Origin of the sequence: Sulfitobacter sp. F26204 (assembly GCF_026410305.1) — a bacterium.
Lineage (GTDB): Bacteria > Pseudomonadota > Alphaproteobacteria > Rhodobacterales > Rhodobacteraceae > Sulfitobacter.
Window position 1 is genome coordinate 272,277 of sequence record NZ_JAPMLQ010000004.1, and the last position, 25,219, is coordinate 297,495.

At 57.1% G+C, this 25,219-nt stretch carries 21 protein-coding genes and 1 tRNA gene; 11 read left to right on the forward strand and 11 right to left on the reverse strand.

From position 1 onward, the window contains the following. The first annotated feature begins 1 nt into the window (after position 1). Positions 2 to 1,390: a M20 family metallopeptidase gene (locus OS190_RS12600; protein ID WP_267159056.1), complete on the forward strand. Its 1,389-nt coding sequence runs from the start codon at positions 2 to 4 to the stop codon at positions 1,388 to 1,390. A gap of 180 nt (positions 1,391 to 1,570) precedes the next feature. Here the strand turns inward: OS190_RS12600 and OS190_RS12605 are convergent, their stop codons facing one another. Beyond that, a complete protein-coding gene (locus OS190_RS12605) occupies positions 1,571 to 2,920 on the reverse strand; it encodes a peptidoglycan-binding domain-containing protein (protein ID WP_267159057.1) in 1,350 nt (449 codons plus the stop codon). An 848-nt stretch (positions 2,921 to 3,768) separates the two neighbouring features. Between OS190_RS12605 and OS190_RS12615 the strand changes: the two genes are divergently transcribed. Continuing rightward, positions 3,769 to 6,870, forward strand: coding sequence for a beta strand repeat-containing protein (locus tag OS190_RS12615; RefSeq protein ID WP_267159058.1), 3,102 nt, complete (start codon positions 3,769 to 3,771; stop codon positions 6,868 to 6,870). A gap of 174 nt (positions 6,871 to 7,044) precedes the next feature. Further along, entirely contained in the window at positions 7,045 to 7,773 is a 729-nt protein-coding gene (locus OS190_RS12620; protein WP_267159059.1) for a hypothetical protein, read from the forward strand. Between the two features lie 31 nt (positions 7,774 to 7,804). Here the strand turns inward: OS190_RS12620 and OS190_RS12625 are convergent, their stop codons facing one another. Both OS190_RS12625 and OS190_RS12630 read right to left on the reverse strand, forming a co-directional pair. After that, positions 7,805 to 9,244, reverse strand: a complete 1,440-nt coding sequence (locus tag OS190_RS12625; RefSeq protein ID WP_267159060.1) for a caspase family protein — start codon at positions 9,242 to 9,244, stop codon at positions 7,805 to 7,807. 528 nt (positions 9,245 to 9,772) lie between these two features. Further along, positions 9,773 to 9,847: transfer RNA gene (locus OS190_RS12630), tRNA-Thr, on the reverse strand. Positions 9,848 to 10,113: 266 nt separating this feature from the next. Here OS190_RS12630 and murA point away from each other — a divergent pair. From murA to lepA, 6 genes are all read left to right on the forward strand, one after another. Next, a complete protein-coding gene (murA, locus tag OS190_RS12640; protein ID WP_267159062.1) occupies positions 10,114 to 11,385 on the forward strand; it encodes a UDP-N-acetylglucosamine 1-carboxyvinyltransferase in 1,272 nt (423 codons plus the stop codon). Beyond that, positions 11,382 to 11,852, forward strand: a complete 471-nt coding sequence (locus OS190_RS12645; RefSeq protein WP_267159063.1) for a DUF2948 family protein — start codon at positions 11,382 to 11,384, stop codon at positions 11,850 to 11,852. The genes murA and OS190_RS12645 overlap by 4 nt, the downstream gene beginning before the upstream one ends. A 98-nt stretch (positions 11,853 to 11,950) precedes the next feature. Continuing rightward, positions 11,951 to 13,252: a histidinol dehydrogenase gene (gene hisD, locus OS190_RS12650; protein WP_267159064.1), complete on the forward strand. Its 1,302-nt coding sequence runs from the start codon at positions 11,951 to 11,953 to the stop codon at positions 13,250 to 13,252. Between the two features lie 24 nt (positions 13,253 to 13,276). Beyond that, positions 13,277 to 13,825, forward strand: coding sequence for a UPF0262 family protein (locus OS190_RS12655; RefSeq protein ID WP_267159065.1), 549 nt, complete (start codon positions 13,277 to 13,279; stop codon positions 13,823 to 13,825). Further along, the gene (locus OS190_RS12660) at positions 13,826 to 14,287 is read left to right on the forward strand and encodes an arsenate-mycothiol transferase ArsC (protein ID WP_267159066.1); all 462 of its coding nucleotides are present in this window, start codon (positions 13,826 to 13,828) and stop codon (positions 14,285 to 14,287) included. Positions 14,288 to 15,056: 769 nt separating this feature from the next. Then, positions 15,057 to 16,856, forward strand: a complete 1,800-nt coding sequence (gene lepA / locus OS190_RS12665; protein ID WP_267159135.1) for a translation elongation factor 4 — start codon at positions 15,057 to 15,059, stop codon at positions 16,854 to 16,856. A 60-nt stretch (positions 16,857 to 16,916) separates the two neighbouring features. On the opposite strand, the gene OS190_RS12670 is transcribed toward lepA, so the two are convergent. Then, on the reverse strand, positions 16,917 to 17,399 hold the full coding sequence (locus OS190_RS12670) for an REP-associated tyrosine transposase (RefSeq protein WP_267159067.1): 483 nt from the start codon (positions 17,397 to 17,399) through the stop codon (positions 16,917 to 16,919). Positions 17,400 to 17,628: 229 nt separating this feature from the next. Between OS190_RS12670 and OS190_RS12675 the strand changes: the two genes are divergently transcribed. Together OS190_RS12675 and OS190_RS12680 are read left to right on the forward strand one after the other, a co-directional pair. Further along, positions 17,629 to 17,811, forward strand: coding sequence for a hypothetical protein (locus OS190_RS12675; RefSeq protein ID WP_267159068.1), 183 nt, complete (start codon positions 17,629 to 17,631; stop codon positions 17,809 to 17,811). 107 nt (positions 17,812 to 17,918) lie between these two features. Then, complete coding sequence (locus OS190_RS12680; RefSeq protein WP_267159069.1) at positions 17,919 to 18,749, forward strand: 3-oxoadipate:acetyl-CoA acetyltransferase; 831 nt, start codon at positions 17,919 to 17,921, stop codon at positions 18,747 to 18,749. Here OS190_RS12680 and OS190_RS12685 read toward each other — a convergent pair. From OS190_RS12685 to OS190_RS12715, 7 genes are read right to left on the reverse strand one after another with little or no spacing between them, the layout of a single operon-like run. After that, positions 18,746 to 19,222 carry a class I SAM-dependent methyltransferase gene (locus OS190_RS12685; RefSeq protein ID WP_267159070.1) on the reverse strand — a complete coding sequence of 159 codons (477 nt, stop codon included), beginning with the start codon at positions 19,220 to 19,222 and terminating at the stop codon, positions 18,746 to 18,748. The genes OS190_RS12680 and OS190_RS12685 overlap by 4 nt on opposite strands. Then, the gene (locus tag OS190_RS12690) at positions 19,219 to 19,977 is read right to left on the reverse strand and encodes a polysaccharide deacetylase family protein (RefSeq protein WP_267159071.1); all 759 of its coding nucleotides are present in this window, start codon (positions 19,975 to 19,977) and stop codon (positions 19,219 to 19,221) included. Before OS190_RS12690 ends, OS190_RS12685 begins: the two co-directional genes overlap by 4 nt. After that, the gene (locus OS190_RS12695) at positions 19,970 to 21,112 is read right to left on the reverse strand and encodes a glycosyltransferase family protein (protein ID WP_267159072.1); all 1,143 of its coding nucleotides are present in this window, start codon (positions 21,110 to 21,112) and stop codon (positions 19,970 to 19,972) included. The genes OS190_RS12690 and OS190_RS12695 overlap by 8 nt, the downstream gene beginning before the upstream one ends. Continuing rightward, a complete protein-coding gene (locus tag OS190_RS12700) occupies positions 21,109 to 21,693 on the reverse strand; it encodes a histidine phosphatase family protein (protein ID WP_267159073.1) in 585 nt (194 codons plus the stop codon). Before OS190_RS12700 ends, OS190_RS12695 begins: the two co-directional genes overlap by 4 nt. Beyond that, on the reverse strand, positions 21,690 to 22,766 hold the full coding sequence (locus tag OS190_RS12705) for a glycosyltransferase (RefSeq protein ID WP_267159074.1): 1,077 nt from the start codon (positions 22,764 to 22,766) through the stop codon (positions 21,690 to 21,692). Before OS190_RS12705 ends, OS190_RS12700 begins: the two co-directional genes overlap by 4 nt. Continuing rightward, positions 22,766 to 24,010, reverse strand: coding sequence for a glycosyltransferase (locus OS190_RS12710; protein WP_267159075.1), 1,245 nt, complete (start codon positions 24,008 to 24,010; stop codon positions 22,766 to 22,768). Before OS190_RS12710 ends, OS190_RS12705 begins: the two co-directional genes overlap by 1 nt. Then, the gene (locus tag OS190_RS12715; RefSeq protein ID WP_267159076.1) at positions 24,007 to 25,218 is read right to left on the reverse strand and encodes a glycosyltransferase family protein; all 1,212 of its coding nucleotides are present in this window, start codon (positions 25,216 to 25,218) and stop codon (positions 24,007 to 24,009) included. Before OS190_RS12715 ends, OS190_RS12710 begins: the two co-directional genes overlap by 4 nt. Between the last annotated feature and the right edge of the window lies 1 nt (position 25,219).

Below are 25,219 nucleotides of genomic sequence, written 5' to 3' on the forward strand. Positions count from 1 at the left end.
TATGACTCGCGACTCCGCCATTGAGGCCGTCACCGACTATTTTGAAAAAGGCACTTTCCAATCCGAACTTGCAACATTGGTTTCGCACCCGACCGAAAGCCAGATTCCAGATGCCGCACCCGCTTTGCGCCGCTATCTGGTCGAGGTGATCCAGCCCCGTCTGGAAAAGATTGGTTTCAGCACCGAGATACTGGAAAACCCCGATCCGCGCGGCGGGCCGCTTTTGATCGGTGAACGCCACGAGGCAGAAAACCTGCCTACCATCCTCACCTATGGCCATGGTGACGTCATCCGCGCACAAGAGGGGATGTGGCGCGAGGGGCTGGCACCGTTTCAACTGGTTGAGGAGGGGGATCGCCTTTACGGGCGCGGCACTGCCGACAACAAGGTGCAACACCTGATCAATATCGCAGCCCTTGAGGCCGTTCTGGCCGTGCGCGGCAGTCTTGGCTTCAATGTCCGCATTGTACTGGAAATGAGCGAGGAAGTCGGCTCAAGCGGGCTTGCCGATGTCTTTCGCAGCCACAAGGACCGGTTGACCGCTGATGTCCTGATCGCCTCGGATGGGCCGCGTCTGCAGCCTGATGTCGCGACCATCTTTATGGGATCACGCGGTGGCGTGACCTTTGACCTCGAACTGACCCTGCGCGAAGGGGCTCACCATTCTGGAAACTGGGGCGGCCTGCTGGCGGATCCTGCGTTGATCATGGCCCATGCCTTGGCAACGATCACGGATCGGCGCGGGCAAATCCAAATCGCCGAATGGCGTCCCGACAGCCTGACCGACGATGTACGTCAAGCCTTGGACGGTCTTCCCGTCACAGGCGGGGATGGTCCCGAGGTCGACACGGAATGGGGAGAAGAAAGCCTCACCCTCGCAGAACGCGTCTACGGCTGGAACAGTTTTGCCGTTCTGGCAATGACCAGCGGCGTTCCCGATGCACCGGTCAATGCCATTTCCGCATCTGCACGCGCGACCTGTCAACTGCGTTATGTCGTCGGTACAAACCCTCAGGACATTCTCCCGGCACTGCGCCGTCATCTTGATGCCCATGGCTTTGAGGCAATCAAGATCCGGCCTCACGACCGCGGTTTTTTTGCCGCAACCCGGCTGGATCCGAAACATCCCTGGGTCGGTTTTGTCATCGGATCCATCCAGCGTAGCACAGGCAAACCGCCCCATGTCCTGCCAAACCTCGCAGGGTCCCTGCCAAACGACAGTTTCACCGACATCCTTGGCCTGCCAACGGTCTGGATCCCGCATTCCTATCGCGGCTGTTCGCAGCACGCACCGGACGAACATGTGCTGAAATCACTCAGCCATGATGCGCTCCGGCTGATGGCCGGCCTGTTCTGGGACATTGGCGAGGGCGGAACGCCCCCGGCCTAAGCGCCCACCGATCCGGCAGGCGGCGCTGCGCGCATTGCGCCACCTGAACCAAACTGGCGTCGCCACCCGGCGCAGCGGTGCCTCTGCGCGCGCTTCAGACAGGGCAATCAGTCCAGAATGGCTGAGGTGAGCCAGGCATTTTCGATCATCGTGCGGGCAACGGCCCGGCCAGCAATAACCCTATTCAGAGATCGAGAACGTCGGTAACGCGCCCACCGATGATGCAGCCTGTGGCTTGGGCAAACCAACCGGCGAACCGGACATGCGCTGGGTTGCGATGCGGATCAACTCGGTGCGCTCTGGCTGACCTGGTACAAAGACAGCTGCAGATCCGTTGTCCGCCGCCTGCAACGCCGCTGCGTACCATCCGCGTGCCATTTCTGCGTTTTTGGCAGTGCCAAAACCCTGGCTCAGGTGGTGCCCCATCAATTCGCCGTAGACCCCTTCGCCCATCGCATAGAGCAACAGGGCAGAACCCACAGCAACATTCATGTTGTCGGTCCGATAACCCACTCCCATGCAGATCCGGGCCGTACCGCTGAGCTGTGCAGGCGACATGCCCGTGGTCGCCACGAACGAAGACACATCAGCCATGATCGCTTCGCGCGGTTTCTGCGAGAGTGACGCAACATGGGGCGTCATTGCCGGACCAAAACCTTCACATTGGGCTGCGATCTGATCGGGTGTGAAACCCTGAACCTGGCTGACCAACTCTTCCGATTTGGCAATCGCATAGGTCCGTGCAAGGCAGAACTGTTCATTCAGTACAACATTCGGATCGCTCATGCTGGCGACTGTGGTAAAGCCGCCGTTGGTATTGGTGATCAACGATACGGTGTTGCAATGTGATGCCAATGATCCCGTGTCAAGAAAGCTGGGCAGGCCTGGTGCCGGCGCAATCGCGGCTGCCAGACCGGCAACACCGGCCAGCGGCGCGGCGGCCATGACTGTCGTCGTCGATTGGGCGACTGGTGCCGGCTGCGGCACGACCTGCGGGGTAACAACGACCGTGGTCTGGGGGGCAAAGTTTCCAGCAGGCGACTGCCCGGCCATCTCGGCCCGATAGGCTTTCAGCAACCCGCGTGTGCCATCAGGTGTAGCTGCGACCTGTTGCTGCACGGCGTAGCCTCCAGCCTGCGCACGGTTATAGCTTGAGGTCAGAAGGTTTTGCTCGAATGCTGACAACTGGCCTGTCACCGGATAGCCCAGATAGGCTTGATACTGTGAAACCGCATCGCGGGTCTTGCGGCCCAACTGGCCATCGACGGTACCCGCGTTGAACCCGAAATAATTCAGCGACGCTTGAATATTGCGGCCTTCCTGAGTCGCTGGGATCCGCGCCCGGGCGGGCTTTTTGTAGGACTTTTTGTAGGTCCGTTTCTGGGTGCGCTGTTTATTGGCATTTGCCCCGACGATGCCGCCGATGATGGCACCGGCAATGAAATCACCGGCATCGGCCTTGGCCTCTTGGGCTGGCAAAATGGCAAGAGAAGTGCCGACAAGGGCGACTGTAAAGAATTTGAAAATCATGATAATTCGCTCCGCTAAAACCTGATTCACGATATTGGAAAAAACGCTAACTGAATAGCCCCTGGTTTCCGGGCACCTTCCTGGTTCACATCATGCTGCTGGTGTTCGAAATCGACAAACGGCAGCAATCGCCGTTGTCATGGCAATTGCCCTGCCTGCTCATGGAATGCGTGATGCTGTGCGCACGCAGGAAGGCCGCCCAAACCCGGCCTGTGTATTATGGTCTTGGACGGTGTGGATCAGGGCCCCTTGCTTGGGCTTGTGTCACCCAGCCGCCATAAGAAGGGTTTTCTACACCAGGTCAGTGGACTGAGTTGATTGCGTGATCCATCCGATGACAGCTCGTGAATTGAGATGGATGACCGCGGCCGGGCAGAGGAACCCTCATAGGTTTTGGGGTTGGCACCGTCTGACACCCAGGCCATGTCTGGCGCTGCCACATCAAACTGTCGGTCTAATGTGTCATCAATGACGACCGACAGTATTCCGCCCTGACCGCCATGTAGCTGGTTATTTTCGATCTCAGTGCGAATGCCCGGCAAACGGGCAAGCCTCGCGCTCTGGTTCGGGCCACTCGGTCTTGCGGGATCTTCACGCCCCCGGTGGCCTGGCCGGTTCTCAATCCATGCGTAAAACCCGCCAGCGGGAAAGCAGCGCAACAATACATCCTGCGCCCTTAAGATCGGGGCGATGCCCGCCACGAACTTGCCTTTCGTCTTGCCTTAAAATCAGCGAAGAAATCGTCTACAAATTTGGGCCATTCAGTCCGCTCTTGCGTCAAATCTAATCATGGCCCTAAGCTGTCTACAAAATATTTTTTATTATTTGATGCGTTTAGGGGAAATGAAATGGCATTAACAACTGAGCAATTGGATATTCTGGCGGCGGGTGGTGAGGTGGATCTGGGTCTTCCCGCTGATCCTGGCGTGAACAGCCCAGAAGGTATTTTCTTTCAAGACTTTTATTTCGAAACTGAAACTGGCGATAGTTCTTCCACTGCGCAGGGTTTGTTTTCATTGACAACAATCAACGATGTCGGTGCTTTTCCATTAACCTCTGAGGGCATATTCATTGCCCGAAATGCCGATGTGATTGTTGGCGATGACTTTGGAGCGTCAAGAGCGTCCAATGACATCGTTTCGATCTCTGGCCCAGCAGCCAGCCTGATGCTTCCCGGTCAGGATAGCAGCAGTGCTCAGCTCAGACTCGTCGCTGGCGATGGAAGTGACGTGGTTTCGACGTTTTTCATCAGCGACGGAGCGCAGGTTACTGTTGCTCAAACAAATCCGGCCGAAGGTGCCGGAGTTTCGGTTGGAAGAAACTGGGGAGCATTTGTTGAAAGCGGTTCTCTGGTAAGCGGTTCAGACATCTGGCCCGGTGGCCAGAGTGTTGATGGCACCTTGATTGTGGAGGGTTCCGGAACGACCCTTTCGGTGGTTCTTCCTTCAGGTGGAAGATATGGTGATATGACCGTCGGCCAAGTTGAGAGGCCAGGTGACGGCACAACCGACACGACCACCAATCGCTCAGCAGATGGGTTAGCCATTATTCGCGATGGGGCCGTAGTTAACATACACCAATATGTTGGTTTGGGTGATGCGAACGGGATCGAAGGTGCTACCGCAAATGGCACTCTAATCGTTGAAGGCGCTGGTACGACCGTAAATGTGGGGACAGGCGCTGAAAATATATCGCAAGGTTTCATGCGCATCGCCGAAGAGGGCGGGCGTGGCGTATTCATTTTGCGCGATGGTGCAGAGTTCAACCTCCTCGCGGGAAGCGAACACGGTGGGGGCATGCAACTGTCTGGGGGCGGCGATCGGGACGGCGGTCAAGCGGCAGCAATTATTACAGGTGAGGGCACGAGATTATTCGCCGAACAAGGGTTCATTGAAATAGGCAGAAACGGCGGGGACTCCCAATTTATTGTTTCTGATGGCGCTGATGTTGAAGCATTGTTTTTCTCCAGCGGTCTATTTGGATCGGCTGAAACTATTTTCGAAGGCGAAGGTACAAGCCTGATATTATCAGGTTCGCAGGTCACTCCTCAGTATAGTGCCTTTTTACAAGTTGGGCGCGATGCAGACGGAACATTCACTCTTCGCGACGGGGCAGACATTACCATTATTGGGGATGGTGGTGACTATCCCGGTTTTCAGGTTGGAAGAAATGATGGCAGCAATGGAATACTTACCGTAACTGGTGCCGGATCAACGATAGCCATTGATGGTGCCCAGAACGTTGATGACGGCTCTGGTGCCACCGGCATTACCCGTGCCGGTCGCGAAGCTGGCTCTAACGGCACAATCAACGTGCTGGATGGCGGGGTGATTACCAACGACGAAACCGGAACCTTGATCGTTGCACAAGAGGCGGGATCAACCGGTGCCGTGAATGTCGATGGTGCGGGAAGCATCTTTGATTTCGGCGCGACGGCTATTTTTTCCCAGAATATCGAGGATGGACCCCGCGGTGACGCCACTGTCACGATCAGCAATGGCGGCCTGTTACGCGGCAACACTGTCGTAAACAGCGGCATCCTCGATCTGAACAGCGGCGGGCGGCTTGACGCAAACCTCACCCAAGAGGGGCTGTTGCGCAGTTCATCTGGTGTTGAGGCGGTCGTCATTGAGGGTGACCTGACGCACGCCAGTGCAACGAGCGCAGCCAGTGTGGGTTTTGATGCGGCGGAAACCGGTGCTGGAGGTTTCGTCTACGATACATACACCTTCACGGGGTCGGTTAATCTGGACGGCACCATGTTCATCATTGCAGAGTCGCTGGCTGACCTGCAGGGCTTGAGCGCTGAATTGATCAGCGGTGCCAGTCTAACGGTCGGCGCGTCCTTCTCTGTTCATTTCTTCGAAGCGGATGCGGACACACTTACCACCTTCAATGGGGATGGTGCGGCAGCCGCTACAACAGAGCTGTCGTTCACAACTACATCAAACAGCCTTGTCATCGATTTTGGCATGGACACTGGTCAAGGTGGCTCGCCTGGGAACGGGGGGGTGATCGGTACTGCGGGCGCGGATCGGCTGGAAGGGCTCGTGGGAGATGATTTACTCGATGGTAAGGCGGGCAATGACACAATCGACGGTGGTGCCGGGAACGACACAATTGACGGTGGCGACGGCATTGATACCGCGATCTATTCCGGTTCACAGGAGAGCTACACGCTCACACTTTCGACTTCCGGAACGACAATCGAGGACAGGCGTGCAGGTGAAAATGGCACGGATCAGTTGTCAGCGATTGAATTTCTCGACTTTGATAACGATCTTTTTGATGGGCCTTTCGACCTCAGCATATTTGCAGGCGCAACAAGCCTCTCTGAAAGCGATTTTGTAAGTCTTATCGAACTCTACGTTGCATATTTCAACCGCGCACCAGATGCAGTTGGACTGCATTTCTGGGGAACAGCCTTGGCAAATGGTACGTCACTGAGTGAGATAGCATCGCTCTTCATTGATCAAGATGAAACACGAGGCCTTTATCCGGAAAGCCTATCAACCGCGGACTTTGCGACAGCCGTATACAACAACGTATTGGGTCGCATCCCCGACCAAGCGGGTTTTGATTTCTGGGTGGGTGTCTTGGGCAATCCTGATAGCGGTGTTGGCCGTGATCAATTCATTTTGGAAATTTTGGCTGGTGCCAAGGCTGCGCCTGACCCAACTGCAGATCAGAGCTTTATAGATCAGCAATTGGCGGATCAGAATTTCATATCAAACAAGACAGATATTGGTGCCTACTATTCTTTGCATCAGGGGTTGTCTGACGTTGACAATGCCTCTGCAGCGATGGCTGTTTTTGATGGATCAGAGGGTAGTGTCACTGCGGCGGTCGCGGCGATCGACGTTTTTCATCTCGCGGCGCTTGGCGCAGAGAGTGGAGAATTCCTCATGCCGTTGATTGGCGTTTTGGAAAACCCATTCGAGGTCGCATAGGCGATGTATCCTGTCCAAAGGGCTGAGGTCATCGTCCCGCGACAGAAATATGCGACCATACACAATATTTGAAAAAGAAGCGCGAGGCTCTTTCGACCCGCCTTCTGGATTAAGAAACAAGTCAATTCAGCCGCTAAAGCATCGGAATCGACAGTTCAAACAAGGAGAAAGCTCTTGGAAGATAACTTCAAATTGGGGGTCGGCATCGGCTTGGTATTGACAGTCTCATTGGCCACGGCCCTCCATGCTACCACAGCGACACCTGCGGTGCGCAACGCGGACAACTCAGCAAGGGCGCTCCATCTATCCAAAGAAGCTATTCTTGCGCAGTTTGTTGTCCCTGATCAGGTTGTGCCTGATCCTGAACCCGTTGATAACATTACTGGTGAAGACGACGAGCCCGGAGAGGGACCGAGTGATACGGGCGCTGCGGCCGGCGTCAGCACTGCTTCGACGAGCGCAACAAATGCAATCCTGAGCCAGTTAGAAAAGGGCGCGGATCTTTGTGAAAAGACACCCGGAGCCTATGAGATCGATTGTCTTTCTCTGAACTACCGCGAGACGGCGAAAAAACTTGCAGAACGTGGCGATTACGGAGAAGCTCGCACGGTATTGCTTGATACCGCAGACCAGCTAGACGCCTTGGTTCAATCAAATCGAGACAGCACAAAGCCGCGTATTCAAGTGAAAGACAAATCCAATGGCCGCAAATTGCACAAGCGTGCGCTCACTCCGGTGAAACCGCAAAGCTTGGCCAGAGTAAAACGTCAGGCCATTCCAATTTTGGAAGAAGCTTCGACAAAACTTCTGCGGTCTGCCAGTTCAAGTTCAACAAAATCCGTGCATTATCAACGTATCGCGGCTGCGGTCAGCTCTAACAAAGTATTGTTGCGTTCAAGTTGAGAACAGGCCGGAGACATCAACGGTAATGGTATCAATTCAGCCCGTAAGCCGCGCGAATGCCACGTCTGGTTCCGGGTCCAATATCGCCATCGATGGTGCCTGCGTAAAATTCGAACTCCTGCAGTTTCTTTTGCAGTTCGCGCCGTGTTTCGAGCGAAAACATGGTAGGCCGCTCCAACAACAGATCCAGGACGTCCTGGCTCCCGGTTCTGAGCGAAGCGTAAAGGTATCCGGCGGCATCGCCGGGGCCTTTGTCCGCGACAAGCTTGTCGTCGATCAACGCTGCATAGTTGAACATGGCCTGAGAATGTCTCAAATCTGCTGCTCGACCAAATAATTCGAGGGCTTTTTCTTTGTCTGCACGTAATCCCAAACCACCTTGGTAATACATCCAGCCAAGATCGTTTATTGCATCGGCATAATCCTGATCAGCCGCTTGTTGGTAAAGCGCTAAGGCTCTTGCCTGATCAATGGGAACGCCGATGCCTTTCTCCAGAAGCTTCGCCAATTCCATCTGCGCCTCGGGAGACCCCTCCTCGACAGCGCGCTCCAGAAATCCAATTGCTTCATCTAGATCAAAGCGTTTGTCGTCTGGATTGAGGTGAATGTAGGCCAGCCCCAGCATGGAACGTGTGTCCCCCAGCGCCGCCAACGCTGCCATCTGCTGTTCCTGATCAGGGCGTACCTTTGACCATTCCGTACCGGGAGAGGCCGCTGTCGACGCGGTTTCGCCAGTGGAGGACCCCGCAAGGTAAAACGGTGTGCCTGACAAGGAACCATAGGTATGAGGTTCCTGAAGGTTTCGGGTTTCGCGCAGGACAACATCGCGGACCTGACGAAACATAAGGCTGATCTCAAGCCCAGGCTCGGCCATTTTGCTTATCAGTGCGCGCGCGTACGGGCTGTTTCCACCGACGCCGTCCAAGGCGACCTGACCATCTTTGGCTGCAAACGCGACCATTGTGCCACGATCAGGATTTGCAGGGGCCATTCCACCTGATGTCGACACGCCGTTGGTTTGTGCTGCATCCAGATTGATCTCATCGCCAAAAGGATTGTTTCGACAACTATCAAGGATCACGATGCGCATCTTACGGGCATGGTCCACGGCAGCAAGTAAATGTTTGAGTGAAACGGATTGCTTCTGAATATCCAGATTGGATTTTGGATCCGCATCGGTTGGAATCAAAAAGTTTTCGCCTTGTACCTCCACACCGTGCCCTGCAAAATAGATCAACGCCAGATCAGCAAGTTCAGAGCGGAATGCAAATTCGTTCAGCATCTCGCGCATCTGGATAGCGCTCGTATCGATGCCAACAGTCACATCAAAGCCTATTTCTTCCAAAGTTTCCGCAATCACCCTGGCATCATTCCGGGTATTGTTCAGGGTCTCGATTTTTTGATAGGCGCCAAGGCCAAGGACTAAGGCAATACGGTCGCTACCGGCAAATGCGGTAGTTGGGAAAAGCATCAGGAAAATTATCCTGATGAGAAAATATCTAGCTGACTTCAAGAGCCATACTCCATAAGAAATTGGATCAAATTTTTCGCTGGCGGAATTATTTTAACGCGCGACTTTTGACATGACACCTTTCAACGATAGTTACACAGCATCAATTCGTCCAGTCTGCTGCACCTGTGATCCGCGATAGGTTTACTCGTCGTGCAACGCGGCTCTCTTGATTGACACTGCTGTGCGACGTCAGTTTTCGCTCGTCGAGGGGGTGACCGTTGTCAGGGTATTCTAACCAAAGACGGCCTGTCGAATTCACCGAGGCTCTCGCTGGCCGCCGAAGGGGTGAGCAGACAGCAGCCCCACACCGCCAAAATCGGAAGCGGCCAAGGCCACCTGGATGTGTAAAAACTTGTGGAGCTGACGCGGGCCTCGTGCTTGGATTCGGTTGTGCCGCCATGAACGCTTGCAAAAGCGGCAAAGACACACAGTGTTGCCCCGGACAAAACGGCGTTTCGTGTAGTATGTATGGATCTGACGTCTGAATGGTGCTGTAGGGGAGGATTGAACTCCCGACCTCGTCATTACCAATGACGCGCTCTACCACTGAGCTACTACAGCGACGTTAGCGGGGCAAATAGCGCCAAACCAAAAACACTGCAACCGAAATCTGGACGCGCCCCATGCCCTGCGTTAGACAGGCGCCATGGCACAAGGCAAGATACCCCAACCACCCAAAACTCCGACGCCCAAAACCCCGGCGCAAGCCCGTGAAGAGCGGTTGAAAGCTGCGCTTAAGGCCAATATGGGCCGACGCAAGCAACAGGCACGCGGCAGGGCAGCGGTCAACAAAAGCGCCCAAGGGGCAACCGAGGAAAGCAGTTAGAATGGATTCAATTCTGGTCAAAGGCGGCAAAGCGCTGCAGGGCGAAATCCCGATCGCGGGGGCAAAGAACGCCTGCCTTACCTTGATGCCTGCGACATTGCTCAGTGAGGAACCGCTGACGCTGACCAACGCGCCACGCCTCAGCGATATCCGCACCATGACCGAACTGCTCAGGTCACTTGGCACCGAGGTGACCAATTTGCAGGACGGCAAGGTTCTTACCATGTCGAGCCACGGCGCCATCAACACCCATGCCGATTACGACATCGTGCGCAAAATGCGGGCCTCCAATCTTGTGCTTGGTCCTTTGCTGGCGCGTGAGGGCCATGCCGAAGTGTCGCTGCCTGGTGGCTGTGCCATCGGGGCCCGCCCGATGGATATTCACACCGACGGATTGGCATGCATGGGGGCGGACATCGAATTGCGCGACGGCTATCTGCATGCCAAAGCCCAGGGCGGCAGGTTGAAGGGCGCGGTCATCGACTTCCCTTTCGCGTCCGTTGGGGCCACCGAAAACATCATGTTGGCGGCCACCCTCGCCAAAGGCACCACCGTCATCAATAACGCCGCGCGTGAACCGGAAATCGTTGATCTTGCCACCTGTCTGCGGGCCATGGGCGCGCAGATTGACGGTGACGGCAGCGAATCGATCACCATCCAGGGCGTTGATAGCCTGCATGGTGCCACCCACCGTGTGGTCACCGACCGGATCGAACTGGGTACCTATATGCTGGCCCCTGCAATCTGTGGCGGCACGGTCGAGTTGCTGGGCGGGCGCATCGACCTGCTGGCGGCCTTTTGCGAAAAGCTGGACGAGGCGGGCATCACCGTCAGCGAAACCGAAAGGGGCCTGACCGTCGCCCGCAAGAACGGCAACATACGCGCCGTCAATGTCACCACCGAACCTTTTCCCGGCTTTCCAACCGATCTTCAGGCGCAAATGATGGCACTGCTGTGCACAGCAGACGGCACATCGGTTCTCGAAGAAAAGATATTCGAAAACCGTTTCATGCATGCGCCGGAACTGATCCGCATGGGGGCCGACATCGAGGTGCACGGCGGCACGGCAACCGTCACGGGAGTCAAGAAGCTCAAGGGTGCCCCGGTCATGGCCACGGATCTGCGCGCCTCTGTCTCGCTTATTCTCGCGGGACTGGCCGCAGAGGATGAAACCAGGGTCGCCCGTGTGTATCATCTCGATCGCGGATACGAACATGTAGTTGCCAAACTGCGCGGCGTCGGCGCAAACATAGAACGGATCAAGGACACATGACACAGGACGCCCGCTTCGAGGATGGCCGCGAAGCCCCGCTGAATCTTGGCGCATTGGATGCAGATGATCTCGCGGTCATTTCATCCCTGGTGCAGGACGCTGTCTTCCCCGCCTCGGAAATGCGCTGGGACCGCAAGGCAAATCGCTTTGCCCTGCTGCTGAACCGCGTCCGCTGGGAGGATCAGGGCAAGACCCGCCATGCACCCGAACGCGTGCAATCCGTGTTGATCTTCCAGACCGTACAGGGCGTCGCCAGCCAGGATGTGCCCAAGGGGGATGTGGATACCGTCCTGTCCCTGCTGTCGCTCTCTTTTGAAGAGACCGATGCGCCCTCGGGTTTCCTGACCCTGACCTTCGCGGGGGACGGGGCGATCCGTTTGAAGGTCGAGGCCATTGATGTATCGCTCAAAGACGTCACCAGACCCTACGCCGCCCCCTCCAGGAAATTGCCGCAGCACCCGGACTGACCCCGCTGAGCGCGCCAGGGTTGAGGTAACACCAAACCCCTCGTCGTGATGTTTCTCTTTTTGGCCTTATATACCGACTTTTGGAGCGCCCTTTCAAAATGCCCGTCACACTCGATGCGACAGCTGCCAGTTTCGAGGCAGCATTTGTCACCCTTCTGAACGCCAAACGCGAAGACAGCCCGGATGTGGATGCCGTGGTCGCAGACATCATCGCGGATGTGCGCCGCCGTGGCGACGCCGCCGTGATCGACCTCACCGCCAAATTTGACCGTATCACGCTAACGTCCGAAACCCTCCGCATCACCCCCGAAGAAATCGCAAAGGCGTTGGATGAGGTCAGCAGCGCAGACAAGGCCGCTCTCGACCTCGCCGCCAACCGCATCCGCGCCTACCATGAACGACAACTCCCCGAAGATGTTGAGTGGACCGACGACGCAGGTGCTACCCTCGGCTGGCGCTGGACCCCGGTTTCCGCTGCGGGCCTCTACGTCCCAGGTGGCCTCGCCAGCTATCCCAGTTCCGTCCTGATGAACGCCATCCCCGCCAAAGTCGCGGGCGTTGGGCGCCTCGCCATGGTCGTGCCAACCCCCGACGGCATCCTCAACCCGCTTGTCCTCATGGCCGCCCATATCTCCGGCGTTGATGAAATCTACCGCATCGGCGGTGCCCAGGCGATCGCAGCCCTTGCCTATGGCACAGAAACAATCTTGCCTGTCGACAAAATTACCGGCCCAGGCAATGCCTTTGTCGCCGCCGCGAAACGCCGTGTCTTTGGCAAGGTCGGAATCGACATGATCGCCGGTCCTTCCGAAATCCTCGTCATCGCGGATGCAGATAATGATCCAGATTGGATCGCGCTTGATCTCCTGTCACAAGCCGAACATGACGAAAGCGCCCAGAGTATCCTGATCACGACCGATGCGGCCTTCGGTGCCCAGGTGGCACAGGCTGTGGGCAAACACCTGCAAACCCTCGAACGCCGGGCCATTGCCGCTCCCAGCTGGCGTGATTACGGGGCCATCATTACCGTGCCCGACCTTGCCACTGCCGCTGTCCTCTCAAACCGCATCGCCCCGGAACATCTCGAACTCTGCGTTGCCGATCCTGAGGCCCTGAGCCAGGAAATCACTCATGCAGGCGCGATTTTTCTTGGCCAATGGACGCCCGAAGCCATTGGTGACTATGTCGGAGGGCCGAACCATGTCTTGCCCACTGCCCGCTCTGCGCGCTTTTCCTCGGGTCTATCGGTCCTCGACTTCATGAAACGGACCACACTGGCGCGGATGACCCCGGGCGCATTGCATGCCATCGGTCCCGCTGCCGAACGCCTCGCACGCTCCGAAGGTCTGCAGGCACATGGGCTGTCCGTCACCCTGCGCCTCGACAAATTGAACGGCTGAGGCAAATCTTCAGGTGATGCTGCGATGCAGCATTGCTTTCGCCACAGCACTGGCGTATCTCTCGGTCAATCGCGCCAACAAAAGGATGCGCCGATGTCCCGCATCAGCCATATCGACCTCGACGACGCCGGCCTGCCACCGCCCACACCGGAGATTGAGCAGGAACGCAAAGTTGCGGTCTTTGATTTGCTTGAGGACAATACCTTTGTCCTGCCAACCAAGTCCGATCGTCCTGTCCCGCAAGGGCCCTACCACCTTGGCCTGTCGATCCGCGACAAACGCCTGGTCTTTGATGTCGCCACCGAAACTTCGGAAAAAGCGGCCGAATTCCACCTCTCGCTTGGTCCTTTTCGCCAAGTGGTCAAGGACTATTTCCAGATCTGCGAAAGTTATTTTGACGCTGTCAAGAAACTCCCCCCAAGCCAGATTGAAACCATCGACATGGCACGACGCGGAATCCATAACGAAGGTTCCCGCGTCCTGCAGGAACGCCTTGAGGGCAAGGCCGAGATCGACGTTGACACGGCGCGGCGCCTCTTTACCCTGATCTGTGTTCTGCATTTCGGAGGCTGAGTGAGCACGCCACTGCCCCAATCGGTCCTTTTTTGCTGCGATCACAACGCAGTACGCTCGCCCATGGCCGAAGGCATCATGAAGAAATTCTACGGCACAGACACCTATGTGCAGTCCGTAGGTGTGCGTAATGATCTCGAAATCGACGGCTTTTCCATCGCGGTCTGTGCGGAAATCGACGTTGAACTTGCCCGCCACCGTTCCCGCAGTTTTGATGAAATGGAACAATGGGGCGATGACCTTTCGTCCTTTGATCTTGTCATCGCGCTTTCATCGGCAAGCCAGCACCGCGCCCTGGAATTGACCCGTTACTTCCACCTCGACGTAGAATACTGGCCCATCCTCGACCCTACGGGGCTGGGTGAGACTCGCGAGGCGAAACTGATCCAGTTCCGCGCCGCCCGCGATCAGATCGCCGAACGGCTGATCAATCGCTTCGGTCCGCCGATCAATACCCACTAGGTCGCCTGCCACCCGAAAGCGAACAAGGTTTCCGAACCTTCCCTGAAAAATACGCCGCGCGCCTAGACGCCGGAACAGATTTGTTCCGCGCGCGCGCCAAAAGCCTTCCACGCCGCCCAGAACCTCTTGTTACTCGCATTGCTGTCCTGATTCTGGCGGACTTCCTGTAGGGCATGTGGATCCTTGAAATATTTCACGCCCCTGCGCTGGTCCGCGGCGGACAACTCGCGGTTTGCCACCGCCTGCACACATCCGCACCTCGCCCGAGAAGCCTGCTTGCGCCCCTGTGCCTGACAGGCTTTCTGAATTGGCCCCGATGCGAATTGCACCACGGGAACATATCCTCGATTGGCCGCAGACCGGCTGCCCCCACAAGCAACCAACCCCAAAAGCGCTACAAGCGCTACAGATAAACGAACCATAAATACTGCCTTTGCCGCGGACCGATGGGGTTTGCCCCTTGGTGGTCCTGTTTTGCCTGTGGCACAGTATGCCGGATTCCGGGGGAGGGGGCAAATCACGTTTCTATTGCGGGCAAACCATGGGGTGGCATCAATCCCAGCATCCCGCAGGGAGGTCGCACAACGACGGAACCTGCGTTCATCACCAACTGCAAGGCAACACAGCGTCATCGCCTCTGAACCGGGGGTGCCTGAAACCGGTTCTCTGTGGCCTGGAGAGCGTGAAAACCAGCCGGACTCGGCACTCCTGTCCCGCGACCCCACGATCCACCTTGACCAACCCCACAATCCGCCTCATATCCCCATATATGACACCGCTTTCACACATCCGCAATTTCTCCATCGTGGCCCACATCGACCACGGTAAATCCACTCTGGCTGATCGCTTGATCCAGTCCACGAACACCGTGGCGGACCGCGATATGAAAGAGCAGATGCTCGATTCCATGGACATCGAACGTGAGCGCGGCATCACCATCAAGGCGCAGACCGTGCGCATCAACTACACTGCGAAAAATGGCGAGGATTACGTCCTCAATCTGATCGACACCCCCGGTCACGTCGATTTCGCCTATGAGGTCTCACGCTCCATGCGCGCCGTCGAAGGCTCGCTGCTGGTCGTGGATTCCACCCAGGGCGTCGAGGCGCAGACGCTGGCCAACGTCTATCACGCCATCGACGCGGACCACGAAATCGTCCCCGTCCTGAACAAGATCGACCTGCCCGCCGCCGATTGTGACCGCGTGGCCGAGCAGATCGAAGATGTGATCGGCATCGACGCCAGCGGTGCGATCCGTGTCTCCGCCAAAACCGGCATTGGCATCCCCGAAACCCTCGAAGCCATCGTCGAACACCTGCCGCCCCCCAAAGGCACCCGCGATGCGCCTCTCAAGGCGATGCTGGTTGATTCGTGGTACGACAGCTATCTCGGCGTCATCGTCCTTGTCCGTATCATGGACGGCGTGCTGAAAAAGGGCGAACGTATCCGCATGCTCTCCAACAACTCCACGCACCACGTGGACCGCATCGGCGTCTTTCGTCCCGCCATGACCGAGATCGACGAACTTGGCCCCGGCGAGATCGGCTTTCTCACGGCCTCCATCAAACAGGTCCGTGATACCCGCGTCGGCGACACGATCACGCATGAGAAAAAGGGCACCACCGACGCGCTGCCTGGCTTCAAACCCGCACAGCCCGTGGTCTTTTGTGGCCTTTTCCCCGTCGACGCTGCCGACTTCGAAGATCTGCGCGATTCCATCGAAAAACTCGCCCTCAATGACGCGAGCTTCTCCTTCGAAATGGAAACATCCGCCGCCCTTGGCTTCGGCTTCCGTTGCGGTTTCCTCGGCCTGCTGCACCTCGAAGTCATCCGCGACCGGATCGAGCGTGAATACAATATCGACCTCATCACCACCGCGCCCTCCGTTATCTACGATATCCACATGAAGGACGGCAAAGTCACGCAATTGCACAACCCCGCAGACATGCCCGACCTCACCTTTGTCGACCACATCGAAGAGCCGCGCATCAAGGCGACGATCCTCGTGCCTGACGAATACCTTGGCGACGTGCTGAAACTCTGCCAGGACCGCCGCGGCATCCAGATGGACCTTACCTACGCCGGTTCCCGCGCTATGGTCGTCTATGACCTGCCGTTGAACGAAGTGGTGTTCGATTTCTACGATAGACTCAAAAGCGTTACCAAAGGGTATGCGTCCTTCGACTATATCATGACCGGTTACCGCACCGACGCGCTGGTCAAAATGTCGATCCTCGTGAACGACGAACCCGTCGACGCGCTCTCTACCATGGTCCACCGCGACCGTGCCGAGGCGCGGGGCAGGGCGATGGTCGAAAAGCTGAAAGACCTGATCCCCCGCCACATGTTCAAGATCCCGATCCAGGCCGCTATCGGCGGCAAGGTCATCGCGCGTGAGACATTGAGCGCGATGCGCAAGGACGTGACGGCCAAGTGTTACGGCGGCGATGCGACACGCAAGAAGAAGCTGCTGGAGAAGCAGAAGGCCGGTAAGAAGAAGATGCGCCAGTTTGGCAAGGTGGATATTCCGCAGGAAGCGTTTATTTCTGCGCTGAAGATGGATGGGTAGGGTGGGTGAAACCCACGCGCCACTCCATTTCAACCGGCGCAAACGTGGGTTGCACCCACCCTACGCCCATCTCCGAACCTTCGCATACCGATGCACCGTCGAATATGGCCAATCATCGGCTCGCTCAACAAACCCATGTTTCACTGGGTTCCAATGGCAATAATTTACATGCGCCGCGAAATCCTCTTCGTCTCGAATGTAATGCTCCCAAAACCGCCGCTGCCATATCCCACGTTCGCCTTTGCGGGCCTTGCTGGAACTGACATCATTCACGGCACCGCAATGCTTTGAGAACGTCGCCTTGATCTTCTTCCATCGAACAGAAAAATCAGCATCACCACCGGGCAACGTCCAAACAGCATGAAGATGATCTGGCAATATCACCATAGCGTCACATTGGATCGGATGCTCGGCTGCAACCGACGCATAAGATAAGCGGAGCAATTCAATCTCGCGCAGCAACAAGTCCCCGCCACGTTGGGCCAAATTGACAGTAAAGAAATACGTTCCTCCCGGGACATACATGCGGCGGTATCGGCTCATCAGACAATTCTGGTGCAGCATGGTTAACAAATCATTGCGTGTGGGTTTCACCCACCCTACGCTACCCCGTCACCTGCCCCCACTATGCCACCGCAACAACCACGCTCCAAACATCTCCCGTCACTATCGGCTCCGCTGATCCCGCTCCCCCCATTTGATACAAATCAACGCCCACGCGGCACGCCTCTGCTACCCCTTTCGCGACTCACATAGCCCGAAAGGCCACACCATGTTCCGCCTCGCCTCCATGCTCTATTCCATTATTGCCACTGCCCTCGCTGGTGGCGGCGTCATCGTGGTGCTGTCCGCCGGATATGTCACGCTGAATGCGATCCTGACGGCGGCCGGGATCGGTGCTGCGCTCGCGGTTCCTGTCGCCTATCTGGTGGCGCGCGAGATCACCAAAAACTAACGACGATGCTGCGCTGCGGTGGTGTACATAGGGTGCACCTGGGGTGTACGCGAGGCACCCCACCTGTATAACCGTGTCAAACCACCTGAATCGCAAGGCTCCTCCGCATGTCCAATCCCTGTATCCTCTGTGTCGCCATCACCGGTTCTGTCCCCACCAAGGCGGCCAATCCAGCGGTCCCAACAACCATCGAAGAACAGATCGAAAGCACCCATGAGGCCTATGAGGCTGGGGCCAGCATCTGCCACGCCCATGTGCGCAATGCCGATGAAAGCCCCAGTTCCGACCCAGAAAAATTCGCACGTTTGCAAGAGGGGCTAAAGAAGCATTGCCCTGACATGATTATACAATTTTCGACCGGAGGCCGCTCAGGCGCGGGTCAGGAACGCGGCGGCATGCTGTCCCTGCGTCCGGACATGGCAAGCCTCTCTGTCGGCTCCAACAACTTTCCCACCCGCGTTTACGAAAATCCGCCGCAACTGGTCGATTGGCTGGCAAGCGAAATGCGCAGCTATGATGTGAAACCCGAAATCGAAGCTTTCGACCTGTCCCACATTCACAAGGCGGCCGAGATGAATCGCGACGGCCGCATCCCCGGAAAGCTTTATGTCCAATTCGTGATGGGCGTCAAAAATGCCATGCCAGCCGACAAGGAAACCTTTGATTTCTATGTAAAAACCCTTGCGCGTCTTGCGCCGGATGCCGCCTGGTGTGCCGCCGGGATCGGCCCCAATCAGATTGTACTCAACGAATGGGCCATCGCTGCCGGGGGGCATACCCGGGCAGGCCTTGAGGACAATGTAAGGCTGGACAAAACCACGCTCGCACCTTCCAATGCGGCCCTTGTCCAGCGCGCTGTAAGCCTTTGTGATCAATACGAAAGACCCGTCGCAACGCCCACACAAGCCCGCGAAATCCTGGGGCTTCGCCCTGCTTAGGCACGATAAAAAAGATACCGTTCGGGATCGATGGTTGCTGGCCCGCGTATTTGCCTCACCCCGATCAAGGGTTGCTGCGAAACGATCAATCCGCCTTTTGCAACGAGCGCGGTGATGAAGGGCGACAGCTTTTCACCCTCCGCCGCGTCCAACTCCTTGACGCCAAATCCAAAATCGTAGTGAGCCATTGCGATCCGGATGTTACGGGCAGCCATTTTCCGTAGCATTTCCTCGGCCTCGCCCTGCAAAAAATCCTGTTTCGGGGGCACGCAGCTTGGGTGTGGTTTCAGGATGCGGTCAATCACCCAAATGCGTCGATCAGGCAACTCCTGACGCAGATGGTCATAGGTGCGACCATTGCCCAAGCCCAATTCCAGAATGTCCCCCTGTATGTCCTTGATCTGGGCCGCCGCCCAATTCAGGCCTTCAATCTGTGCGGTCAAACGACGGCTCATGGATTCAAGGCGGCTCATGGCAAGTCATCTTTCAGTTCCAATAGGTTAACCGGCATGGCCCCCGCGTCCAGCATTGTCTTCAGGAAGGTCTCGGTAAAGGTCCAGATCGCCGCATCATGCACCAGATGATGGGTCAATAGCCCAAGCGGTTCAGTGGAATCACTGCGCCCCAATCGCCGGTCCCGCAACAAGGATAGAATAACATCTGCCAGACTGTCAGGCGCGAGCAGACCGCCGCCCGCTCGCCAGTTTATCGGGTCGACATGGGTGTTGATGCTGACCAGACCGGGGGCCGCCAACCGTTGTTGACGGGGGGTGAATTTCGAAACGCATGTATACCCCATATCTGGCAAAGCAGGCAGTAAATCAGGAAGGATCCGGTTCCAGGGCGGGACGAAACACGGCAGGAAGTCTGAACCAAACAATCTGCCCATTCGGTCGATGCCGCGTTCTGCATCAGCTGCGAGGGTTGCTCGGTCAAAGCCGAATTCGGCCTTTTTCTGTCCATCGGACGCGTGATTGTCATGCGCCCAGCCATGTACCAATGGGACAAGATTGTGTTCTGTCCTGCAAATCGCAACAAGACTTTGATCCGCATGCTTCGGAATCACGGCGATATGAAGTGCGACGCCAGATTTTGTTTTCAGATCAATCAGTTGATCCAATTCCGGCCGATGTGTCACAGTGTCGTCATCACGCCACCAAACCGTCAGCCTGCGGTTTTCCCTGCGCCAGATTGCCAACTCCTGCTTTATGCCTGACCAGTCAAACATTTTTGGTAACATTACCAAAGCCAGCAGAGATTTGAACCGTTTTGACACCACCATCGACATAGGCGCTATGCGGTCTGCGAGGGGCGGAGACCGCAGCGTTGAGGCTTTGCAGCAATTTGGCCGGGGTCATGTCAGATGAGGCAAGAACCTCGATCCCATCGAGCCGCCCCAATGCAGTAGCGCGAATGCTTTGTTCGACCTCGCCGCCGTCATCAAAGGGTACGAAAACGGCGGGACAATCTGTTTGCAAGATGTCTTGGGCAGTGTTGTACCCGCAAAAAGACACCGATGCCCGCACATGGTGAAGCATTTGTCGGAATTCCGGCCGCAGACCTTCGACAATCAGGTTGCCGGGCGCGCCTTGCTGCAGCGCAGTGATGGTTACTGCTGCATCTGCACCTCCGATGAGAAGACGCCAGGTCGTGTCAGGATCATTTGTTGCGGCCAATCTTGCGCAGTCAAAGAGTTTGCGGCCCACAGCACCACCACCTGCACTGACAATGATTTCGTCCGCCCCCACTACAGCAGGGTCAGGCTGAACCGGCGGGGGGGCAACAAAGCCGGTATACTGCAGTTTTGGGCGCAGGGAGTCAGACACGGGCCAGCTTAGATCCAATGGGGTGACGTCGGGATCGGAATGCACAAGCACAGCATCATAATGCTGGGCAATGATCTGATCAGCATAGCTTACCTTGCTGGGTTTGCTTGGAGGGGCAAGAATATCTCGGACCGAGGCAAAAATTTTCAAAGGTTGCGGCAAAGCGCGCGCAGCCAGCAAGAGGGCGGTGAATTCGTCTTTCAGAATGCGCCGTCCGAATGGAAACAGTTCCGTAATCAAGATGTCCGGCTGGAGGATTTGAAGGACATCAATGATTTGCCTTTGTCGCGCTTGCAGGTGTGCAGCATCTGCCACGGTTCCGGTCGGTGTCAGAAGCCGGCTGAAATCTACGCCATCCGATCGAACCGGGGGCAGTTGTACCAGCTCCAGGTCGCTGTTCTCAAAGCGTTGGACTGGCAGTCCCCCGGACACAATAACCGGTCTGTGCCCCGCGTCCTTAAAGGCATGGGCGAGCGTGGCAGCACGGGCCAAATGTCCCGTGCCCAACAGATGCGTAACGACGATCATCACTTTCATGAAGGGCGTTCCACAAGTCGCACCGGTTCGGCATGAAAATCCCAACCCTTCGATGTGACATCAATGATATACAACCGATTGCGCTTTATCCGGAAGGGTGCGGGGCCGGTAAAGGCCCAGCCGGTTGCGATTGCCAACAGCACGCGCATCACGCCGATGTGCGACACAACCAGGCTGTCCGCCTGCAGGGTAGCGACCCAGGGCAACAGGCGATCGCGAAGTGCCGCCGGTGGCTCACCATCCGGCGGCGTATAGTCCCAGCCCCAGGTTTCTATGTCGCGATAACCGCTGCTGGGATCTGCACGCAACTGCGCGCCGAACTTGCCCTCCCAGCGGCCCCAATCCATTTCGATCAATGCGGGCGATGTCTGTGGGGCGGTGTCCGCGACAATCCGCGCGGTATCCACGGCGCGCATCAACGGACTGGCATATAGGTCGGCTCCTGACCAGAGGGGCGGCAACATGAGCCTGGACAAATCCGTCTTGGCGGCCTCATCAAGCGGTATGTCGGTCCGTCCCTGGATGCGCCCTGCGCGGTTCCAGGCGGTGTGACCATGACGCATCAAGGCAAGACGGATCATTTGGTAACTCCTACATGTGCCAGTCCGGCGCGCAGGGTATCCGCAGCGGAGGGCATCAGATGATTGTTAGAAATATATGACCGGGCAATCTGGCCAGCGGTCTTTAATTTCAAAGGGTCGCACAGCAATTCATCCAGTAATGCAGCAAGGGTAGATGCACCATCGGAGGGGGCGGGGTAATCTGCGGGGGCAAGCACTTCGCGCATGCCGGGGCGGTCTTGGGCCACAACGGGCAACCCGACAGACTGCGCTTCCAGATAGACCATCCCAAGCGCCTCGTTCACGCCGGGCCAGAAAAAAAGACTGGCGCTTTGATAGATGCTTTTGAGCGTTTCAAGATCAAGCTGTCCCAGAAAATTCACCTGGCCATGGAAGGGGGCCATCATCTCCTCTACCTGCGGCCGGGCCGGGCCGTCACCCGCGATCTGGAGTTGCCAGTCGGTGGTGGTCAGCAAGCCCAGTGTCTCGGCAATAATCTTGTAAGAGGCTAGTTTGTCCCCGGCGCGCATCATACCGACACTTAGCATCGGCCCGGAACCTACGCTTGCGTATGGGGTTTCCTGGATAGGCAGAAAAGGCCGCAGGTGGATGAACCGTTGCTGCGGCTTTGCATATTGGCGCAGGCCAATGGCGTCCCTGGTCGAGAAATAGAATATGACCTGTGCTGCATCCGCTGCCTGTTCTGCGGCCTCGGCAAAACTGGACCAGGTGCCGGTCAACCGTTTTCGGGCGCGCGTTGATTCAACCTGAAGATAGGGAATGCCCAATGCACGACTCACCTCGGGGCCAAGCAGGTCAGGTGCCTTGTAATAGTTGTGGTAGGTGATCCAGGCCTGCCAGTTGGCGATCTCCCCCAGCTTGATCAATCGTTGGATTTCGGTCTCGGCCCTGCACTTTAGCTGCGCCTGAACCGCGCTGTCGCCGGTTCCGTCCCGGCTACGCAATTCCGAGGCGACGCTGACCTCTGCCCCTAAAAAATTCAGTGCGACAATCAAGGATTGTGCAATGCTGCGATCACCGGAAGGCACCGGATGGTTTGGAGATTTCATTGGCGCATAAAAGGCCAGATGCATCAGCGCGCCGCCGTCAACATGGCTGTCAATCGTTTGGCCAGATGCGTGATGCCGGGTTGCATCAAAAACGCGGTGGTAAGCCGGTCAAAGGCGGCCTCGGCCAGTGTTCTGGCGCGGGCGGGGTCTTGCGCTATGTCACCCATCGCATCGGCAAGTGCCGCGGGGGCATCGTCGCAGAGAATACCGTGGATTCCGTTCGTGATGAATTCGGGGATGGCAGAAACCGGCGTGCTGAGGATGGCGAGTTTTTGACTGGCGGCTTCCATCAGGACATTTGGCAATCCGTCACGGTCGCCATCCGACGCAATGCGCGAGGGCAGGACAAATAAATCTGCTGCCCGCATGGCGGCAATCACCTCTGGTTGGTCACAAGCGCCGCGCCATGTGATGCGGCCAGCGATGCCCAACTGTTCTGCCCGTGCCCGCATGGTGCCATCTAAAACGCCACCGCCGATATGGGTAAAGTGCCAATCAAGCGTTTCAGGCAGTAGGGCCAATCCGTCCAGCAGGTTATCATAGCCCTTTTTTTCCACAAGACGGCCGACAGAGAGCATCGCAAAGGGAGCGCCCGGTGTTGGCAAGGGCCGTTCGGGCGGAGGGGGAAAACGCCCCAGATCAAGACCATGATATACCAGATCAACGCGGTCAGGTCTGTCGGCGAGTGATTGTAGATGTTCTGCTCCGAATTTTGTGCAGGTCGCGCCAAAGGCGGCACCATATGTTGCCGCCGAGAGCTTTTCACGCAACTCCCATTCGGGCGAGGTCCAAATGTCTTTGGCATGGGCAGAGAACGACCAGGGTAGCCCGCGCAAGATTGCCGCATAACGCGCAACCGATGACGGGGTGTGCAGAAAATGGGCGTAAATTCCAGCGACGCCGGCGGGTATTTCATGTGCCATCACACAGGCCTGCCCCCAGCGGCGACGGCGATTGGCCGTGTCGTCACGTTTCAGATCCGCAACAAAGGCAGCAGCTGCTGCATCGAAACCCGGCATTTGAGAAGCGCCACCCATGGCCCGCGCCACACGCCTTGGATCGTCGCGCAGATATTCCGGCAGATAGCGGATGTTGGCACGCAATCTGTCATGCAACGGGTGTGTCTTGCGGTCGGTCGGATGGCGCAGGGACCAGATTTCAAAATCAAGGCCTGCCTCTTCAAGGGCGACCAGTTCCTGAGCGATAAAGGTCTCGGACAGGCGCGGCCATCCTTTGACGACAACGGCCAAACGGGGGGGCACGCTCATTTCCGCCCCTCTCCATCCATCAGGATGCGGGCGCGCTCCACCACAATGTCCAGCCCGTCAAGCAAGCCATCGGCTCCGGCGGCTGAGGGTTTGGGTTGATCCGGCAAGGCACGGATAGCAGAAATCATTGCCTGCGTTGTCATGCCGTCGCGAAATTCGTCCAGCATGCGCACCAGACCCAGTTCCTCGGCGCGACTGGCCCTGATCCATTGCTCAAGCCGGGGTTTGGTACGCGGCAGGATCACTGCGGGTTTGTCAAATGACAATACCTCGCAAAAGGTATTGTAGCCGCCCATGCACACCACACCGACCGCACCGGCAAAAAGTGCCTCTATCCGGCTATCAAAGCCGACAGCGGTGACTCGCCCGTTAAGTTTTGCCACCCGCGCGTCAAAGGCATCGCGCACATCGCCTGACAGAAAGGGACCATAGATCAGCAGTGCATTCGGCCCCAGATCGGGATCCTGTTCATAGGCGGACAGGACCAGCGACACCATCGCCGCGCCATCCCCGCCGCCACCGGGCGTGATCAGGACGTAAGGCGTGTCAGGTGTGTCGGTTGCATCTGTCACTTCACGGCGCAGATACCCCGTCCAATGCATGCGTGCGCGGGTTTCCTCGGACAGGGACAGGCCGCTTGTCGGATCATAGACATCATGCACACCATAGACCCAAACTTCGTCATAAAGGTTGTCGGCGGCGGCCAGGGCACCTTTGCGCTGCCATTCAGCGGCCAGGACTTCGGGTTCATCCAATACATCACGCAGCCCAAGGACAGTGCGTGTACGGCCGCGCAGACGCAGGAATTCCAGTGTCGGCAACAGTTCACCGCGAAAACCTGTTGGCTCCTTGTCGACGATCAACAAATCAGGTTCGAACCGTTCAACCGCGCTTTGGATCAGGCCCGCCCGCAGAGAAGTCGTATCGTCAATGTCCAACCCCAGGGTCTGGCTGATATAAGTGCCATCGGGCGTTTTCGTGACACCGGGCAGGCGGATGTGATCCACCCGTTCAGGAAAGGTAAACCGTCCCGCAACCGGCGACCCTGTAAGGATAATGGCCGAAGCATCCGGATCTGCCCGGGTCATTGCCGTCGCCAAAGCACGCGAGCGGCGCAGATGGCCCAACCCGAAGGTGTCGTGACTGTAAAACATGATCCGTCGGGACCGGGTCTTGCTCCGGTTGTGAAACGAAGGTGTTGGCCCCATA

Excerpts from the sequence above, each read along its gene's own strand:
- OS190_RS12655 (WP_267159065.1), top strand. The coding sequence starts at position 13,277 with ATGCAGCATTGCTTTCGCCACAGCACTGGCGTATCTCTCGGTCAATCG.
- OS190_RS12615 (WP_267159058.1), top strand. The coding sequence starts at position 3,769 with ATGGCATTAACAACTGAGCAATTGGATATTCTGGCGGCGGGTGGTGAG.
- lepA (WP_267159135.1), top strand. The coding sequence starts at position 15,057 with ATGACACCGCTTTCACACATCCGCAATTTCTCCATCGTGGCCCACATC.
- OS190_RS12670 (WP_267159067.1), bottom strand. The coding sequence starts at position 17,399 with ATGAGCCGATACCGCCGCATGTATGTCCCGGGAGGAACGTATTTCTTT.
- OS190_RS12645 (WP_267159063.1), top strand. The coding sequence starts at position 11,382 with ATGACACAGGACGCCCGCTTCGAGGATGGCCGCGAAGCCCCGCTGAAT.
- OS190_RS12705 (WP_267159074.1), bottom strand. The coding sequence starts at position 22,766 with ATGCATCTGGCCTTTTATGCGCCAATGAAATCTCCAAACCATCCGGTG.
- OS190_RS12710 (WP_267159075.1), bottom strand. The coding sequence starts at position 24,010 with ATGAGCGTGCCCCCCCGTTTGGCCGTTGTCGTCAAAGGATGGCCGCGC.
- OS190_RS12675 (WP_267159068.1), top strand. The coding sequence starts at position 17,629 with ATGTTCCGCCTCGCCTCCATGCTCTATTCCATTATTGCCACTGCCCTC.
- OS190_RS12700 (WP_267159073.1), bottom strand. The coding sequence starts at position 21,693 with ATGATCCGTCTTGCCTTGATGCGTCATGGTCACACCGCCTGGAACCGC.
- OS190_RS12605 (WP_267159057.1), bottom strand. The coding sequence starts at position 2,920 with ATGATTTTCAAATTCTTTACAGTCGCCCTTGTCGGCACTTCTCTTGCC.
- OS190_RS12715 (WP_267159076.1), bottom strand. The coding sequence starts at position 25,218 with ATGGGGCCAACACCTTCGTTTCACAACCGGAGCAAGACCCGGTCCCGA.
- hisD (WP_267159064.1), top strand. The coding sequence starts at position 11,951 with ATGCCCGTCACACTCGATGCGACAGCTGCCAGTTTCGAGGCAGCATTT.
- OS190_RS12600 (WP_267159056.1), top strand. The coding sequence starts at position 2 with ATGACTCGCGACTCCGCCATTGAGGCCGTCACCGACTATTTTGAAAAA.
- OS190_RS12685 (WP_267159070.1), bottom strand. The coding sequence starts at position 19,222 with ATGAGCCGCCTTGAATCCATGAGCCGTCGTTTGACCGCACAGATTGAA.
- murA (WP_267159062.1), top strand. The coding sequence starts at position 10,114 with ATGGATTCAATTCTGGTCAAAGGCGGCAAAGCGCTGCAGGGCGAAATC.
- OS190_RS12690 (WP_267159071.1), bottom strand. The coding sequence starts at position 19,977 with ATGTTTGACTGGTCAGGCATAAAGCAGGAGTTGGCAATCTGGCGCAGG.
- OS190_RS12680 (WP_267159069.1), top strand. The coding sequence starts at position 17,919 with ATGTCCAATCCCTGTATCCTCTGTGTCGCCATCACCGGTTCTGTCCCC.
- OS190_RS12695 (WP_267159072.1), bottom strand. The coding sequence starts at position 21,112 with ATGAAAGTGATGATCGTCGTTACGCATCTGTTGGGCACGGGACATTTG.
- OS190_RS12625 (WP_267159060.1), bottom strand. The coding sequence starts at position 9,244 with ATGCTTTTCCCAACTACCGCATTTGCCGGTAGCGACCGTATTGCCTTA.